Here is a 16198-nt window from a genome sequence, read left to right as displayed (position 1 = left end):
ATGGAGAGAAGTTATTATAGTGATAGATCAGATTTGAAGATATCAGGGTCAGGTAAGTTTGGTGGAGGAAAGTTTAATTCCGTAAAGATTAGTGGTGCAGGTGAGATTAATGGTAATTTAGATTGTGTTGATTTTAAATGCTCAGGTTCATCTAATGTTGTTGGAGATGTGCTATGCCAGGAGTTTAAGATAAGTGGAGATGCATCAATAAAAGGAGATGTAAAAAGTTCATTATTTTCAGTATCAGGATCTTCGTCTATTAATGGTAATATAACTAGTGATGAGATGAAGGTCAGTGGAGATTCAAAGATAGGTGGAGACTTATCTGTAGGTCAGTTAAAAATATCAGGAGATTCTAAAGTTGGCGGAAACTTAAAAGGTGATAGCATAAAGATATTTGGTGGAGTAAGAATAGGTGGTAATTGTGAAGCAGAACATTTCACCTGCTATGGTGCATTTAATATTGGTGAGATGCTTAATGCAGAAAAGATAGAAATAAATCCAGGTGGAGAATGTAAAACTAATGAAATTGGAGGAAAGGAAATTGAAGTTAGACTCAGATCCAAGGATTCCTTTGTTATGAGTTTTATAAGATTTGCTTCTTTTAGTAAAAGTAGATTAATTTGTGATTCTATTGAAGGAGATAATATCTATCTTGAAGTAACCAAAGCCTCCATTGTAAGAGGAAAAAACATAACTATTGGAGAAAAATGTGAAATAGATACTGTAGAATATAGTGATAGCATTACCATATTAGATGGAGCAATTGTTAAGAATCAGATTAAGCTATAAGGTAGTAGTGTGATAGATGGTTTATTAATGATATTTCAAAAATACTTTTTCATTTATAGACTAACAATGACTATTAAGATGTAAGTATAAATAAAATAGGAGAAATAAATATGAGTGAAGAAATAAAAGAGATTCAATATTCCGATACTACTGATGAAGGTGTTTTTAAAAACACAGAAAAACTTTGGAATAAAAACTTCTTTTTATTATGGCAAGGGCAGCTTGTATCATGTTTTGGGGATGCTATTTATGAAATTGCATTAGGATTTTGGGTTTTAGCTGTTACAGGATCTTCGGCTCTTATGGGGACCATTATGGCAATTACAATGATTCCAAGGATTGCAATATCACCGTTTGCAGGTGTTTGGGTAGATAGAGCAAATAGAAAGTTGATTATTATACTAGCTGATTTAATACGTGGGGTAGCGATTGTATCAGTTGGTTTTGCGATATACAAAGGTGTAGGGTCTGTATGGATGGTGATGACTGCTGGGATAGTACTTGGGATATGTTCAGCATTTTTTGGACCTAGTATAAGTTCGGTATTGCCTGATTTAGTACCTAAAGAAAGACTTTTACAGGCAAATTCTAGTTATCAAATGTCAAACACAGGAGCAAATTTAGTAGGAACAATGGCTGGTGGTGCAATTTTTTCAATTCTAGGAGCGCCTATAATGTTCTTATTGAATGGGTTTTCATATCTTTTCTCTGGTTCTCTTGAGTTATTCTTAAAGGTTCCTAAAGTTATTCATAAAAAAGAGAAATCTAATTTTAAAGAAGATTTTGTTGATGGACTTAAGTTTTCAATAAAATTTGAGGGTTTAAGAAATATTATTATATTAGCATGTGTTATCAATTTTTTTGCACAAGTAGGTTTGGTATTGTTCATGCCTTATTTTAATTCCACTCCAGGATTAGATGCAAAGAAATATGGTCTTGCAATGGGGATATTTACTCTAGGAATGATCTCCGGGATGCTGACTTTATCGATAATAAAGATAGCACCTAAAAATAAATTTGTTGTTTTTGTAAGCAGCGGCATTATAAGCATGGCTATGGTTATGATAGCACCTATCACTGAAAATATATATGCTATTTGTATATTGTTATTTATAGCAGGAGCCTTGAATGCTGTACTTAACACTTTATTAAATACAGCAGCGCAACTTATTGTCCCACAAGATATGAGAGGAAAGGTATTTGCTTTAATTGGTACCTTTACTCAAGCACTTTCCCCAATTGGCATGGTTATAGGTGGAGTTCTTGGAGGAATATTAGGCGCAAAACAAGTTATATGCGGAAGTTTTGGAGCAACTCTTCTTTTTATTATATGTTTTGCATTTATGAAATCAGTGAAGAAGGTTATTAACTATGATCCAGAAAAGCAGACTATAGAAGATATAATGTAAGGTTCAGTAATTTAATTTATTGGTAAAGTTTAAAATCAAAAAGAAAACAATATAAGAATTTCTATTAGCTATAAATAGTGGTGCCTAAGGTACTATTTTTTTAGGAAGGATGATGTAAATAAATGCAAAAAGTGGTTCAAGTTGAGAATGTAAGAAAGGTTTTTATATCGATAAAAAAGAAATTTTTGAAGGTTATTGAGAAGAAAGAATTTATAGCTGTTGAAGGTGTATCTTTTGATATATATAAAGGTGAGATATTTGGGCTGTTAGGTCCTAATGGAGCAGGAAAAACTACAACTATAAAAATGATTACAGGACTTCTAAGACCTACGTCTGGAAGAGTGCTAGTAAATGGACTGGATGTGGAAAAAGACTCTTCTAAAGCATTAAGTCAGATAGGTACAGTACTAGCAGGAGATAGGAGTATTTATTGGAAGCTTACAGCAAGAGAAAACTTAGAATACTTTGCATCCTTATATGGATTTTCTAAAAAAGAAGCTAAAATAAGAGCGGAAAGAATATTAAAAAAGTTAGATATAATCGAAAAAGCAGATGAAACAGTAGAAAAATTTTCAACTGGTATGAAACAAAAGGTAGCACTTGGTAAAGCACTAATTCCTGATGCCCCTGTGGTTTTACTTGATGAACCAACTTTAGGATTAGATCCTCAATCAGCATTAAATTTGAGAGAGATAATAACATCTCTTAAAAGTGAAGGTAAGACTATACTTTTGACAACACACTATATGGAAGAAGCTGATTTTCTATGTGATAGGATTGCTATAGTTGATGGAGGAAAAATAATAACTTTAGATACACCTGATAATCTAAAGAAGACTATAAGTGATGTGAGAAGTATAAAGATAGAAGTAAATAGTATTTCTGATGAAATAACTACCAAACTTAAGAAATTAGAAAATATAAAAAATGTAACTGTAAGTTACATGGAAGAAAGAAATAGTTATGAACTATTAATACATCATGATGAAAAAGAAAATATAGTTCAAGAGATAATAGATTTTCTTGGAAGAAATAAGATATCAATAAAAAGCATGAATGTTGTTATACCATCCTTAGAAGATGTATTTATACACCTTACGGGAAAGAAACTTAGGGATTAGGGGTGAGATTATGAATAGAATACGAACTATTCTTGCTGTAGGCAGAAAAGAGTTTACAGAGGTCACAAGGTATAAAGACTGGATACCTGGGCTTATAATATGGCCCCTTATGTTCCCGATAATATATATATTAAGTGCAGTTGGTCTTGCAGGACCAGACCAAGGAGGACTTAACACCTTTAAAGAGATAGCAGGAACTACTAATTACACTGCTTTTATAGCGGTTGGGGTTATGGTATACATGTGGGTAAACACTATGATGTGGACTTTCGGAACCTTTTTAAGACAAGAGCAGAGAAGAGGAACTCTAGAGTCTTTATGGCTTTGTCCAATAAAAAAGATTGATATATTATTTGGGGGAGCCTTAGTAAATATATTTATAGGATTTACTTATATATTTGTGAGTATGGTTGAGTATACCTTTATTTATAGAATGAGTTTTTCAGGAAATTTATTAGAATGGATGGCAATATTTATTGTTATGATTCCAGGTGTAATTGGATTTGGAATGATATTTGCAAGTCTTGTGCTTTGGCTTAAGGATGCCAATATAGCAGTACAACTAGTAAGAGGATTAGTTATGATATTATGCGGAATCTCTTTTCCTATTAGTGTCATGCCTGGATGGATGCAAGCTTTATCTAAAGCTTTTCCGTTTACTTATGGCATTGAAGCTGCTAGAAAAGTAATGGTTGAAGGTGAAGGGATAGAATCAGCATTTAGTCAGATAATAACATGTCTAATAGTAAGTTTGATATATCTTATAATAGGAAGATTAGTTTTTGTTTTAGTAGAAAGAAAAGTAAAAATGGAAGGATCTTTAGAAAGATTTTAGGGAGGTGCTGATTTGGAGCTGAAAAAAGTTATGAGAGTTATAAGAGCACGCTTTATAATGAAAGCTAAAATATATTTTAGGTATCCACTGAATATATTTTTCTTTATAGTAGATCCAATAATATGGTTAAGTCCGTTTTATTTTATGTCTAAAGTGTTTTCTCAGGGAAATAGCTTAAGTGGATTTCAGGCCTATACTGGAAGTTCTGATTACATGGGATTTTTAGTAATTGGTTTTATGATTTCGGCTTATAGTGGAGCCGCGATGTGGAGTGTTGGTTTTTCCATGAAAGATGAGATGATGGATGGGGTATTGGAATCTAATTGGACTGCTCCTGTTAATAGAGCAATACTAGTAGTGTCCAGTTCTATATTTGAATTTTTAAGATGTACTGTTGAAATAGTTGTTACTGGTATAGTTTGTCACTTTTTATTTGGGTTTAATATAAATGGTAATATTATAAAAGCACTTTTATATATGTGTCCAGGAATTATAGCATTAATTGGACTAGGTTTAATTATGGCAAGCTTAGTTTTGATAATAAAAAATGCTAATACTGTAGTAGATATATCAAATTCACTTTTATCTGGGTTTTCGGGAGGATATTTTCCTATTCAGATATTTCCAAAGTATTTATTACCAATAGCATTTGCTATTCCATTAACATATCTCAATGATAGCGTTAGATCAATACTTGTAGGACAAAAGTCTATAATTGACCTTAGACTGCAATTTGTAATACTATGTGGATTCATGATCGCATTGCTTTGGATTGGATATTTTATCTTCATGAAGGTTGAGGGAAAATGTAGAGATAGAGGACTATCTGGATATTAAAGGGAGAAATAAAAAGTTTATATCGAATTTTATTTAAAAATTAAAGGTATTGTAATTTCTTCGTTGTTGATTAATTGCATCAACATTCATATAATATACACTAGAGGCTATTTATAGTCTGTTTGTCAAATTAAACATTTATATGTTTTAAGTAAAGATTTAATTTGATAAAATAAGTCATATATAAAGATGAATTGCTTTAATGTAAAAAATTATTTTCAAGATTCTCACGGTTTCTTGTGAAAAGGTTTGAAAATATAAATTTAAGGATGAAAGTAATCATCTGTACAAAAAAGTAAAAATGCAAAGGTGAGGTATATATTATATGGGAAGAATGTTTGGAACTGATGGAGTTAGAGGTATTGCTAATACTGAGCTTACTGCACTTACAGCTTATAACTTAGGAAGAGCTGGGGCGTATGTATTAACAGAAGGAACCCATAAACCTAAGATATTAGTTGGAAAAGATACAAGAATATCTTGTGATATGCTTGAATCAGCTTTAGTTGCAGGTATATTATCAGTTGGTGCAGAAGCAGTAGCATTAGGAGTTGTACCTACTCCAGCAATAGCTTATTTAACAAGAGAGTACGGAGCTGATGCTGGAATAATGATATCAGCATCCCATAATCCAGTAGAATATAATGGAATTAAGTTTTTTGACAATAAAGGGTATAAACTTCAAGATGAGCTAGAGGATGAAATACAGAGAGTTATAGAAAGTAATTTTGAAGGTGTGCCAAGTCCTACAGGAGAAAATGTAGGAAGAAAGAGAAGAGAAGTTGGAGCATTAGAAGATTATATAGAATTTGCAAAGCAAACAATAGCTTTTGACTTAGAAGGACTTAGAGTTGCTTTAGATTGTGCTAATGGTGCATGTTATTCTGCTGCTGTTCAAGCTTTTAGAGATCTTGGAGCAGACGTATTTGTTATAAATGATAATCCAGATGGAACTAACATAAATGAAAACTGCGGTTCAACTCATCCAGAAGAGCTAATGGATTATGTAATAAAAAAAGGTTGTGATGTTGGTTTTGCATTTGATGGTGATGCTGATAGATGTCTTGCTGTTGATGAAAAAGGAAAGCTTATCAACGGAGACTTCGCAATGACACTTTGTGCAAAGCATTTGAAAGAACTAGGAAGATTGAAAGATGATACTTTAGTAGTCACTGTAATGAGTAACTTAGGGCTTAAGTTAGCTTGTGAAAGAGAAGGAATAAAGACAATAGATACTAAAGTTGGAGATAGATATGTTCTTGAGGAAATGGTTAAGGATGGATATGTATTAGGTGGTGAACAATCTGGTCATATTATATTCTTAGATTTCAATACTACAGGTGATGGTCTAGTTACAGCTCTTCAAATGGCTTCAATAATAAAGAAAAGCGGTAAAACTTTAAGTGAACTAGCATCTATAATGCATGAATTACCACAGGTTCTTGCCAATGCAAAGATTCCAAACGAAAAAAAGAATATACATGAAGAAGATGAAGAAATAAAGAATGAAATAAAGAAAATAGAAGAAGCACTTCATGGAGTTGGAAGAGTTCTTATAAGACCTTCTGGTACAGAACCGTTAGTAAGGGTTATGCTCGAGGGAGAAAATCAAGAAGAAATAGATAAAATGGCTCATGATTTAGCTAAATTAATTGAGCAAAAAGCTAATAATTAATATGAAAAGGTAGATACGTTAAAAAAGTCGCTGAAGATTCAGCGACTTTTTTATTATGTTCTTTTTTATACAGCAATCCCTTCTAAAGTATCTTAATAATATTGTATTAAAGTTAGAGAATTTTGTTACTTAAAGTTTATAAAAACAAGTTATGATTCTTATTCAGTAATAACCAAGCCTTAGCAAAAATATAATAATAAGAAAGCTTTTTTGGAGGGAGTTTAATGAAGATGGATGAATCAAGTAATGATGCAGAAGCGGAAAAGATAGAAAACAAAAAGAGTTTAAAAAGGCCGATAATTACGTTGATTTCTATCTTAGTAGTATTGGTATTAGTAATTTCAATAGTTATAAACTTAAATAAGATAAAGACTTTTTACTACATTAAGAGAGCGGAAATAACTATGAACTCAAAAAAATATCAGGATACTATAACTTATTGCGATAAGGTCCTTAAGATATCAGATAAAGATAATAAAGCTATACTAATGAAATCACAAGCATTAGAAGGTAAAGCAGATATTATAGGAGCAATAACTTTATTAAAAGATAGTATAGAAAAGACAAATGATAAAGAAGCTTATAAGTCACGTTTAGATGAGATAATAAATTCATTAAAATTTAATAAAGAGAGTATAAAAATTTACGAAGGCCAAAGTCTAGTAATGCCAGATGCAGTAAAGGCGCTTACCATAGATAAAAAAGAAGTAGAATTTAAAGTAAAATGGTTCGCTAAACCTCTTACTACTGACACAGCAGGAACATATATATTAGGCGGAAATCTAGAGCTGATCAATAAACCTGTAGAGTGTAAGTTAGACATAGTAAAGTTTACAGGTAATACAGAAGGGAACATAAATAATAAATCTAATATGGTTCAAAAAGATAAAACTATTTATTTTGTAGATGGAGAAGATAATAACAATCTATATAAGATGAATCTAGATGGAACAGATAAGAAAAAATTGACTGATGTAAAAGAAGAAAAAAATCTTATAACTACATTTTATAATCTTAGGGTGATTGATGATACTATAATAGGAACAAAATTAACGGGATATGTAAACTCAGAGTATTACACTGAAGTTTTTAGAGTAAATACTAATGGAGAGAATTACAAAGTTTTATCTCAAGGAAAATATGCAGATATACTTGATGTAAATAATAAAGAGATTTTTTATAAAGAGTATTATCCAGATAGTTCAACAGAAAAATATTTTCAATATGAAATTGTAAGTGATAAAAGCTCAAATATAGATTATGATTATTTAAAATCAAGAAATCTAAATACTGGAGAAATATTAATAAAAAATCCGCAAGATAAAATGATACCTAAGTACTCTCAAGTCACTCAAAAATACGAGTATAGTTTTATGTTAAATGATAAAGATATAAATTATAACTATTTTAGTCATCCGACAGGAGAACTACACATGAAAGATATAGATACTAAGGAGGATAAAGTATTAGAGAAAGACATTATATGTGTTAATATAGCAGATAATAAAATATATTACTCTAATAATGAAGGCATATATGTAATTGATGAGGTTGATTCATCAAAGAAAAAAATAGTAGATGCAAAAGGTGTTACAGATGTGAATATATGCGATAGATACTTAACCTACAGAGATATAACTACTAATGATATAAAATTAGTAGAACTAAAGAGTAAATAAAAAATTAGCATAGTTACAGGAGGGAAAGACTTTGGGAAATAATAAATACACAAAAGAAAGTGATGAAGAGTTAAGAGAAAGATTAACTCCAATCCAATATGAAATAACTCAAAATAATGGAACTGAAAGACCGTTCACAAATGAATATGATACAAATGTAGAGGATGGCATATACGTTGATATCGTGTCTGGTGAACCATTATTTTCATCCAATGATAAATATGATTCAGGCTGTGGATGGCCAGCATTCACCAAACCTTTAAATAATGATTTCATAAATGAAAAAGCTGATTTGACACATAATATGCGCAGAGTAGAAGTTAGGAGTGCAGATGCTGATTCACACTTAGGTCATGTATTTACAGATGGTCCAGAAGCAGAAGGTGGTCTCAGATATTGTATTAATTCAGCTGCTTTGAGATTTATACCTAAAGAAAGATTAGTAGAAGAAGGATATGCTGAATACCTAACCTTATTTAATATATTTATTTAGTAAAGAGAAGTTTATCTATAGAGAATATAATTAAAAATAAAACTTATTAGTCTGCCAAGTTTTCATAATATGAATTTTGAAAAACAGATGTGTAAAAAAGTCGCTGAAGATGGTAATCTCAGCGGCTTTCTTATATTAGAAACTAAAAGTTTTTTTAATGAATTAATAAATTTCAATGAACGAAGGTGAAAAATAAATATAGTGTGCTAAAATTTAATTAAAGATGTACAACAATATTATTGATGTTACAGAAGAAAAAGGTTCAATAAATCAGTGATTTACATATTATTAATAGAGAGGAGGCTTCGTAAGTTAAAGAGTTTTATTAGAATAAAATTTAAATTCAAAACTTTTTATAAAAATAAAGCGCCAGGACTTAATTGGATCGAAAGATCTTTAAGTTGACGAGGATGGGGAGTATCGAGGTTTCGGCGGATGTCCCACGGTATTGCACTACCGATAAAGATTGGTAAAGCTAAAAGAGATTAGTACAAATTCAATCAGGTGTGAGTTTATTAAAATTTAGAGGTGTTAATTATGAGTGAATTAGAAAGATTATTAAGTGAATATAAAGAAACAGAAAGATGCATTGAACTAGGTATGGAATACTTAAATGACAAGGATTATGCACGAGGAAAACTTGATTTAGTAAGAGTGATAATTGCTGATCTAGAAAGATTATCTGCTATAGGGGAATAGTTAATATAAATATAGTAAAAGAACCCTTTGCATGGGGTTCTTTTATTTATACTTTACGGATAGTAAAGGAGAATATAAGAATATATAAAATGAATATAGTACACCATAGAAACATAAAAGATATAGTATGGATCTTTTATGTTTTTTTATTTTGTAATGTTTGATTCTGTGCTGAAATTAATATGTTCTAACTCTGATATTTCAATAATAATATAAACGGTTGTTTCTATTAATAAAGTATTTGGTAAAAACATTCAAAAAATTTTATAAAAATACTTGACTATTGAGAATTATAATCATATAATCTAAATATAGCAAGTTACAATAAGTTAGTTGATAACAATAATATAGTGAAGTATTTATGACAATAAAAGATCTTGTACAAAATATAATATAAATTTTAAATTTGGAGGGAATATAAATGGAAAAGAATTTTTATGATGCAATAGAACTTAGAAGATCATATTATGGTATTAGTAAGGAGACTGTAGTCTCAGATGATAGAATCAAAGAGATAGTTGAAGAGGCAGTAAAATATGTACCATCAGCATTTAACTCACAAAGTGCAAGAGTAGTCTTATTATTAGGAGCTCAGCATGATAGATTGTGGGATATTACAAAAGAAGCTTTAAGAAAAGTAGTACCAGCTGATCAATTCGGTTCTACTGAAGAGAAAATAAACTCATTTAGAAATGGATATGGAACAGTTTTATTCTTTGAGGATAATAGTGTAGTTGAATCATTACAAAAACAATTTGCTCTTTATAAAGACAACTTCCCAGTTTGGTCTCAACAAGCAAGCGGTATGCATCAATTTGTTGTTTGGACAGGATTAGAGCTAGAAGGTTTCGGAGCTTCATTACAACACTATAATGAGCTTATTGAACAAGATGTAAAATCAGAATGGAGCATACCTAACAATTGGAAGCTTATCGGTCAAATGCCATTTGGAAAGCCAACTGCAGAGCCAGGTGAAAAGCAGTTCCAACCACTAGAAGAAAGAGTAAAGGTATTTAAATAATATATAGTTAAACCAGGCATTCTTAACATAAAGTTTGCGAGGTATATGTGTAAACAAATCTAAGGGTATTAGCCTAAGGATTTTTTATATAAAATATTGGGATATAAAATTACCTGTAAAGGTGTTTTATATCCCAAATTTATTTAGTATACATTTTATATACGTAAAATTTTAATAATAGTTCAAAGAAAATAAGTAGTTTATAAACTAATCACCGTGACTGAATGTTTTCAAAATTAGAAAAAATTCATCAGAATGAAAAGGTTATAATGTAGCTGTAGGGTAATTTAGCGTAATAGATAATAAATGTTAATATAATTTATAATTTAAATTTAAACATTTAGGAGGTATTTTTATGAAGATGAAAGATGGATTTTTATGGGGGGGAGCAACTGCTGCTAACCAATTTGAAGGTGGATGGAATAAAGGTGGTAAGGGTCCAAGCACTGCTGATATGATGACTGGTGGAACGCATACAACTCCAAGAAGAGTTACTCCGGTTTTAGAAGAAGGAACATATTATCCAAGTCATGAAGCAATTGACTTCTATGGACACTATAAAGAAGATATAAAAATGTTTGGAGATATGGGCTTTAAAACTTTTCGTATGTCGATAAACTGGACAAGAATATTTCCAAATGGTGATGAATTAGAGCCAAATGAAGACGGATTAAAATTTTATGATGATGTATTTGATGAGTTAAAGAAAAATGGAATTGAGCCATTAGTAACAATATCTCATTATGAAACTCCATTTGGACTTACTCAAAAGTATAATGGATGGGCAGGAAGAGAAGTTATAGACTGCTATGTAAGATATTGTGAAACAATTTTTAGAAGATACAAAGATAAAGTAAAGTATTGGTTGACTTTTAATGAGATAAATTGTCTAACTATTGATTTTGGTGCTTTCATGGGAGGCGGAGTATTAGTTAAAGAAGGAGAAGACTCAGCTAAACTAAGATTTCAAGCATTACATCATCAATTTGTAGCAAGTGCAAAAGCTGTAAAATTAGGACATGAAATTAATCCTGATTTTAAGATAGGATGCATGATAGCATATATGACTCTTTATCCACTTACTTGTAACCCAGATGATATATTATTAGCACAAAAATCGGATCAAATACAAAACATGCTTTGTGGAGATGTTCAGGTGAGAGGTTACTATCCAGGATTTGCGCTTCGACATTTTGAAGAAAAGGGTATAGATATCAAAATGGAGGATGGAGATTTAGATATACTAAAAGAAGGTACTGTGGATTTCTATTCATTTAGTTATTATATGTCTAATGCAGTAAGTGCTGATCCAGCTAAGCAAGAAGAAGCAAAAGGAAACTTACTAGGAGGATTAAAGAATCCATACTTAAAAGCTTCAGATTGGGGATGGCAGATTGATCCTAAGGGATTAAGATGGACTCTAAACCATATTTATGATAGATATCAAATACCTGTAATGGTTGTTGAAAATGGATTAGGTGCAGTAGATGTAATAGAAGAAGACGGTTCAATTAATGATGATTACAGAATTGATTACTTAAGAGATCATATAGTTGAAATGGAAGAAGCAGTTAAGGATGGTGTTGAGCTCATGGGATACACTATGTGGGGCTGTATAGATTTAGTAAGTGCATCTACTGGAGAGATGAAAAAGCGTTATGGGTTCATATACGTAGATAAAGATAATGATGGAAATGGTGATTTGAGCAGAAGACCTAAGAAGAGTTTCTATTGGTATAAGCAAGTTATTGAAACCAATGGGGAAAATTTAGCTTAATTTCAAGATTACTTTAAAAGTTATTTAAACGGTAAAAGAGGGTTAATGTAAAAGTTAACTCTTTTTTACTATATATGAAATTATAAAATTCTCAAGTTAACTAAATTTGTATGTTTCGATAGCTTAAGAAATTTTTTAGGGCTATACAATAAAATTGAAGCTGATTTGAGCGTAGTTAAATTAATAGCGTATATATTGCAAAGGAGAAATCAAGTGAGTAAGAAAGTAATATTTTTAGATGTAGATGGTACCTTAGTAAATGATAATGGAATAATTCCAGAGAGTGCAAAAGTAGCAGTAAAAGAAGCAAGGAAAAATGGTCATTATGTATTTTTGTGTACAGGCCGTTCAAAGGCAGAGCTTTTTGATCACATAATGGAAATTGGATTTGATGGAGTTATAGCAGCTGCTGGAGGATATATTGAAATAGGAGAAAACGTGTTATTTCATAAAAGAGTGGCAGACGAAGATGTAAAACATCTAGTAACCTATTTTAATGATAACAATATAGATTTTTATTTGGAATCTAATGGTGGATTATATGCAAGTAGGAACTGTAAAAAACATCTTAGAGAAATATTTTTTGGTAATCCTAATCTAGATGCAAAAGAGAGAGCGGAATTAGAAGCAGGTATGTCACCTTTTATAGACTGTCTAATAGAGGAGGAAGACTTGTTTAGAAGTGATATCAATAAAGTATCTTTCTTAGGTTCGGAGATTTCTATAGAGATAATAAAGAAAGAATTTGAAGAGAAATTCAATGTTATTTCAACCACAATTCCAATATTTGGAGAAAACAGTGGTGAATTATCACTTCCTGGAATACATAAGGCTATAGCTATAGAGATGCTTCTTGAACATCTAAATTTATCTAAAGAAGACTGCTATGCTTATGGAGATGGTGTTAATGATTCTGAAATGCTTCAATATGTAGAGTATGGTATAGCTATGGGAAATGCAAATGACAAGTTAAAAGAAATTGCATATGATATCACTGATACTCATGATGAGGGGGGAATTTATAATAGTTTTATAAAACATAAATTGATTTAATCCATATATTCTTATAAGTATACTTTGAATAGAAATATACTTTAGATAATGATAGAGCAAGATTTCATGGTGTTTTAGATGTTTAAGTAGGTTTATGATTAAAATCATAGTTTTACTTGCAATAAATATAGTAGTATACTTTTGTATAAGAATGTACAGTCAACAGAAATATAACTTTATTTATTGGGGTGAAAGTAATGGAAAATTTAAAAGAACAGTTAACAAGTGATATTGAAAATTTTAGAGAAGTAGGGCATAAATTTTTAAGTGGTGAAATAAGCAGGAATGATTTTAAGAAAACTTCAGGGGGCATGGGCGTATATGCTCATAGAAGTGGAACAGAATTTATGGTTAGATTGAGAACTTTTTCAGGAGTAATATCAATTGATAAGCTTCAATTAATATATGATTTCGCAAGCAAATATAATCTTGATGGAATACATCTTACAACTAGACAGGCGATACAACTTCATGGACTAGGAATAGATGATATCTGTGAGATTATGTTAGCAGGTCTAGAGGAAGAAATATATACTAGAGGAGCTGGTGGAAACTTTCCAAGAAATGTAGCACTTTCACCACTTTCGGGGGCTGATCCTGAGGAAGCTTTTGATGTAACGCCATATGCAATAAAAGTTAATGAACATTTTGTAAGTAAGATAAGAAGCTATAAGTTGCCTAGAAAACTAAAAGTTGCTTTTGCAAGCAGTAATGCAGATGAGGCTCATGCAACAGTTGCGGATTTAGGTTTCTTAGCGGTAAAAGAAAATAATAAAGAATACTTTAAATTATATATAGGTGGTGGAATCGGAAGAAATCCGAGATTGGCAGTGCCATTTGATGAAATAGTAGAACCTAAAGATGTTCTATATCATGTAGAAGCTATAACTAATCTATTTATTGCAGAAGGTGATTACGAAAATCATGGTAAAGCTCGTATTAGATACATAGTTGAAAGAATGGGAGCTGAGCAATTTATAGAATGTTATAAAAAGCACTTAGCACAAGTTAAGGAAACACAGAACCTAGAATTAGATTTAGTAACTAAAGAAGTAGTAAAACAAGGTATTGATACAGAGTTAAATAGTCTTAGACTTTTTAAACAAAAGCAAGAAGGACTTTATAGTGTCTACTTCCATCCAGTAGGAGGACAATTAAAGTTATCAGTTTTAAAAATGCTATTGGATGAACTAAAGAACATTGAGGAAACAGAAGTAAGACTTACTATGAATGAAGGTTTATATATTAGAAATCTTAATGGACAAGAAGCTGAAAGATTAATATATCTTACAAAAGCATTAGGTGGAGAAACTAGATTAGAGCAATCAGTAGCTTGCATCGGTGTGCCTACATGCCAAATTGGTATATTAAATGGACAAAAAACCTTACAAGAAATAATAGCTAAATTCAAAGAAGAAAATTTAACTGATGATATTTTACCAAGAATTCATATATCAGGATGTCCAAATTCCTGTGGAGTACATGAAATTGGAATCATAGGCTTCCAAGGTAAAATGAAGAGAATAAATAACGAGTCTAAAAATGTATTTGAACTTAATGTTAAGGGTGCGTTAGGTGAAGGTGTTACTAGGCTTGGGGATTCGTATGGAGATATACTTCAAGATGAAGTTCCGGAGTTTTTATTTGAATTAGCGAGCACTATAAAAGAAGAAAATATAGAATTTATTAATTGGTTAGAGCAAAATGAAGAAAGTTTTAAACAATTAGTAGCTAAGTTTGCAGTTTAGAAATAAATTTTATAACCTCAAAGTTAAATAACATAATAATTGGTTTAGAGTATATTTAAGAATATTATTGAAATTAAGTGGTTATGCGTAAGCTCATTAAAGCATCGGATGGCTAACCGCTTAATTTCAACATGGTGCTTTAACAGCGCCTTAATTTAAAGGGTGGGGTGAATTATGTATAGGCTTATGGCAATAGATATGGATGGTACTCTTCTTCAAAATGATAAATCTTTATTAGACTCTACAAGAGATAGTGTAAAGAAAGCAATGGATTTAGGAATAAAGGTAGTACTAACTTCTGGGAGGCCAGTTCAAGGAATAAAGAATTATTTAGATAAGTTAGGTCTTAATGGATACGATGATTATGTGATTGGGCTTAATGGTGCTGTAATATGTAGATGTTCAGACTATTCAGTAGTAAGCAGTAGTGCAGTACTAACAGGTAAAGATCTTAAATATATTTATACTAGGACAAAAGAGTTAGGTGCTTATGTTCATGCCTTTACTGAGAAAGAAGATTTAGTAAGTGAATTGAGCAAACTTTCAGAGGCTGAAGAGAAGAGATTAAACCTTAAGGTAAGAAAAGTTGATTTTCTTAATGAGATTAATGATAGTGATGATATACATAAGGTTGTTCTTGAAGAAGAGAGTGCTATACTGGATCAGGTTATGACCGAGATTCCAGAGGATTTGAAGCAAGAATACAGTGTGATCAGAACTGTAGGGTACATGATAGAGTTTATGAACAAAGATTGCAATAAAGCTTTAGGTGTAGAAAGCCTGGCTAAGTATCTTGGAATAGCTAGAGACGAGATAATAGCAATTGGCGATGCAGATAATGATATAGAGATGCTTCAATATGCAGGCCTTGGAGTAGCTATGGGTAATGCAGCAGATAGAATAAAGGCTTTAGCTAAATTTGTGACTAAAAGCAATGAAGAAGATGGAGTATCTTATGTCATCGAGAAATTTATATTAAACCAAAATACCTAAGTACACAAACGCCTCAGGTTAGTTCCTGAGGCGTTTTATGCTGCATAAATCATTTTATGTGAGCAC

The 16198-nt window shown here is 31.1% G+C and carries 14 protein-coding genes; all 14 read left to right on the top strand.

Going from position 1 to position 16198, the window contains the following annotated elements; translation table 11 throughout:
• The 14 genes from J3477_RS16375 (at position 1) to J3477_RS16310 (ending at position 16132) form a co-directional block, all read left to right on the top strand.
• The gene (locus J3477_RS16375) at positions 1–792 is read left to right on the top strand and encodes a polymer-forming cytoskeletal protein (RefSeq protein ID WP_206871033.1); all 792 of its coding nucleotides are present in this window, start codon (positions 1–3) and stop codon (positions 790–792) included.
• Positions 793–902: 110 nt separating this feature from the next.
• On the top strand, positions 903–2201 hold the full coding sequence (locus J3477_RS16370) for an MFS transporter (protein WP_206871032.1): 1299 nt from the start codon (positions 903–905) through the stop codon (positions 2199–2201).
• Between the two features lie 122 nt (positions 2202–2323).
• Positions 2324–3322, top strand: coding sequence for an ABC transporter ATP-binding protein (locus J3477_RS16365; protein ID WP_206871031.1), 999 nt, complete (start codon positions 2324–2326; stop codon positions 3320–3322).
• Positions 3323–3332: 10 nt separating this feature from the next.
• On the top strand, positions 3333–4157 hold the full coding sequence (locus J3477_RS16360; protein WP_206871030.1) for an ABC transporter permease: 825 nt from the start codon (positions 3333–3335) through the stop codon (positions 4155–4157).
• A 12-nt stretch (positions 4158–4169) separates the two neighbouring features.
• Positions 4170–4994: an ABC transporter permease gene (locus J3477_RS16355; RefSeq protein ID WP_206871029.1), complete on the top strand. Its 825-nt coding sequence runs from the start codon at positions 4170–4172 to the stop codon at positions 4992–4994.
• Positions 4995–5319: 325 nt separating this feature from the next.
• Positions 5320–6669: a phosphoglucosamine mutase gene (gene glmM / locus J3477_RS16350; RefSeq protein ID WP_206871028.1), complete on the top strand. Its 1350-nt coding sequence runs from the start codon at positions 5320–5322 to the stop codon at positions 6667–6669.
• Positions 6670–6893: 224 nt separating this feature from the next.
• Complete coding sequence (locus tag J3477_RS16345) at positions 6894–8348, top strand: Ig-like domain-containing protein (RefSeq protein ID WP_206871027.1); 1455 nt, start codon at positions 6894–6896, stop codon at positions 8346–8348.
• Positions 8349–8379: 31 nt separating this feature from the next.
• Positions 8380–8841: a peptide-methionine (R)-S-oxide reductase MsrB gene (msrB, locus tag J3477_RS16340; RefSeq protein WP_206871026.1), complete on the top strand. Its 462-nt coding sequence runs from the start codon at positions 8380–8382 to the stop codon at positions 8839–8841.
• Between the two features lie 537 nt (positions 8842–9378).
• Positions 9379–9540 carry a hypothetical protein gene (locus J3477_RS16335; protein WP_206871025.1) on the top strand — a complete coding sequence of 54 codons (162 nt, stop codon included), beginning with the start codon at positions 9379–9381 and terminating at the stop codon, positions 9538–9540.
• A 421-nt stretch (positions 9541–9961) separates the two neighbouring features.
• The gene (locus J3477_RS16330; protein WP_206871024.1) at positions 9962–10561 is read left to right on the top strand and encodes a nitroreductase family protein; all 600 of its coding nucleotides are present in this window, start codon (positions 9962–9964) and stop codon (positions 10559–10561) included.
• A 355-nt stretch (positions 10562–10916) separates the two neighbouring features.
• On the top strand, positions 10917–12338 hold the full coding sequence (locus J3477_RS16325) for a glycoside hydrolase family 1 protein (protein ID WP_206871023.1): 1422 nt from the start codon (positions 10917–10919) through the stop codon (positions 12336–12338).
• 213 nt (positions 12339–12551) lie between these two features.
• Positions 12552–13391, top strand: a complete 840-nt coding sequence (locus J3477_RS16320; protein WP_206871022.1) for an HAD family hydrolase — start codon at positions 12552–12554, stop codon at positions 13389–13391.
• A gap of 197 nt (positions 13392–13588) precedes the next feature.
• A complete protein-coding gene (locus tag J3477_RS16315) occupies positions 13589–15139 on the top strand; it encodes a nitrite/sulfite reductase (protein WP_206871021.1) in 1551 nt (516 codons plus the stop codon).
• Positions 15140–15313: 174 nt separating this feature from the next.
• A complete protein-coding gene (locus tag J3477_RS16310) occupies positions 15314–16132 on the top strand; it encodes a Cof-type HAD-IIB family hydrolase (protein WP_206871020.1) in 819 nt (272 codons plus the stop codon).
• Positions 16133–16198: the final 66 nt, after the last annotated feature.

Source organism: Clostridium zeae (assembly GCF_017312485.1).
GTDB lineage: Bacteria > Bacillota > Clostridia > Clostridiales > Clostridiaceae > Clostridium_AR > Clostridium_AR zeae.
This window is presented reverse-complemented; position numbering and strand designations above follow the sequence as displayed.

Bases quoted from the DNA above. Each gene is read 5' to 3' on its own strand.
- J3477_RS16345 (WP_206871027.1), top strand. From the start codon at position 6,894: ATGAAGATGGATGAATCAAGTAATGATGCAGAAGCGGAAAAGATAGAA.
- J3477_RS16375 (WP_206871033.1), top strand. From the start codon at position 1: ATGGAGAGAAGTTATTATAGTGATAGATCAGATTTGAAGATATCAGGG.
- J3477_RS16370 (WP_206871032.1), top strand. From the start codon at position 903: ATGAGTGAAGAAATAAAAGAGATTCAATATTCCGATACTACTGATGAA.
- J3477_RS16330 (WP_206871024.1), top strand. From the start codon at position 9,962: ATGGAAAAGAATTTTTATGATGCAATAGAACTTAGAAGATCATATTAT.
- J3477_RS16365 (WP_206871031.1), top strand. From the start codon at position 2,324: ATGCAAAAAGTGGTTCAAGTTGAGAATGTAAGAAAGGTTTTTATATCG.
- J3477_RS16335 (WP_206871025.1), top strand. From the start codon at position 9,379: ATGAGTGAATTAGAAAGATTATTAAGTGAATATAAAGAAACAGAAAGA.
- J3477_RS16360 (WP_206871030.1), top strand. From the start codon at position 3,333: ATGAATAGAATACGAACTATTCTTGCTGTAGGCAGAAAAGAGTTTACA.
- J3477_RS16310 (WP_206871020.1), top strand. From the start codon at position 15,314: ATGTATAGGCTTATGGCAATAGATATGGATGGTACTCTTCTTCAAAAT.
- glmM (WP_206871028.1), top strand. From the start codon at position 5,320: ATGGGAAGAATGTTTGGAACTGATGGAGTTAGAGGTATTGCTAATACT.
- J3477_RS16315 (WP_206871021.1), top strand. From the start codon at position 13,589: ATGGAAAATTTAAAAGAACAGTTAACAAGTGATATTGAAAATTTTAGA.
- J3477_RS16325 (WP_206871023.1), top strand. From the start codon at position 10,917: ATGAAGATGAAAGATGGATTTTTATGGGGGGGAGCAACTGCTGCTAAC.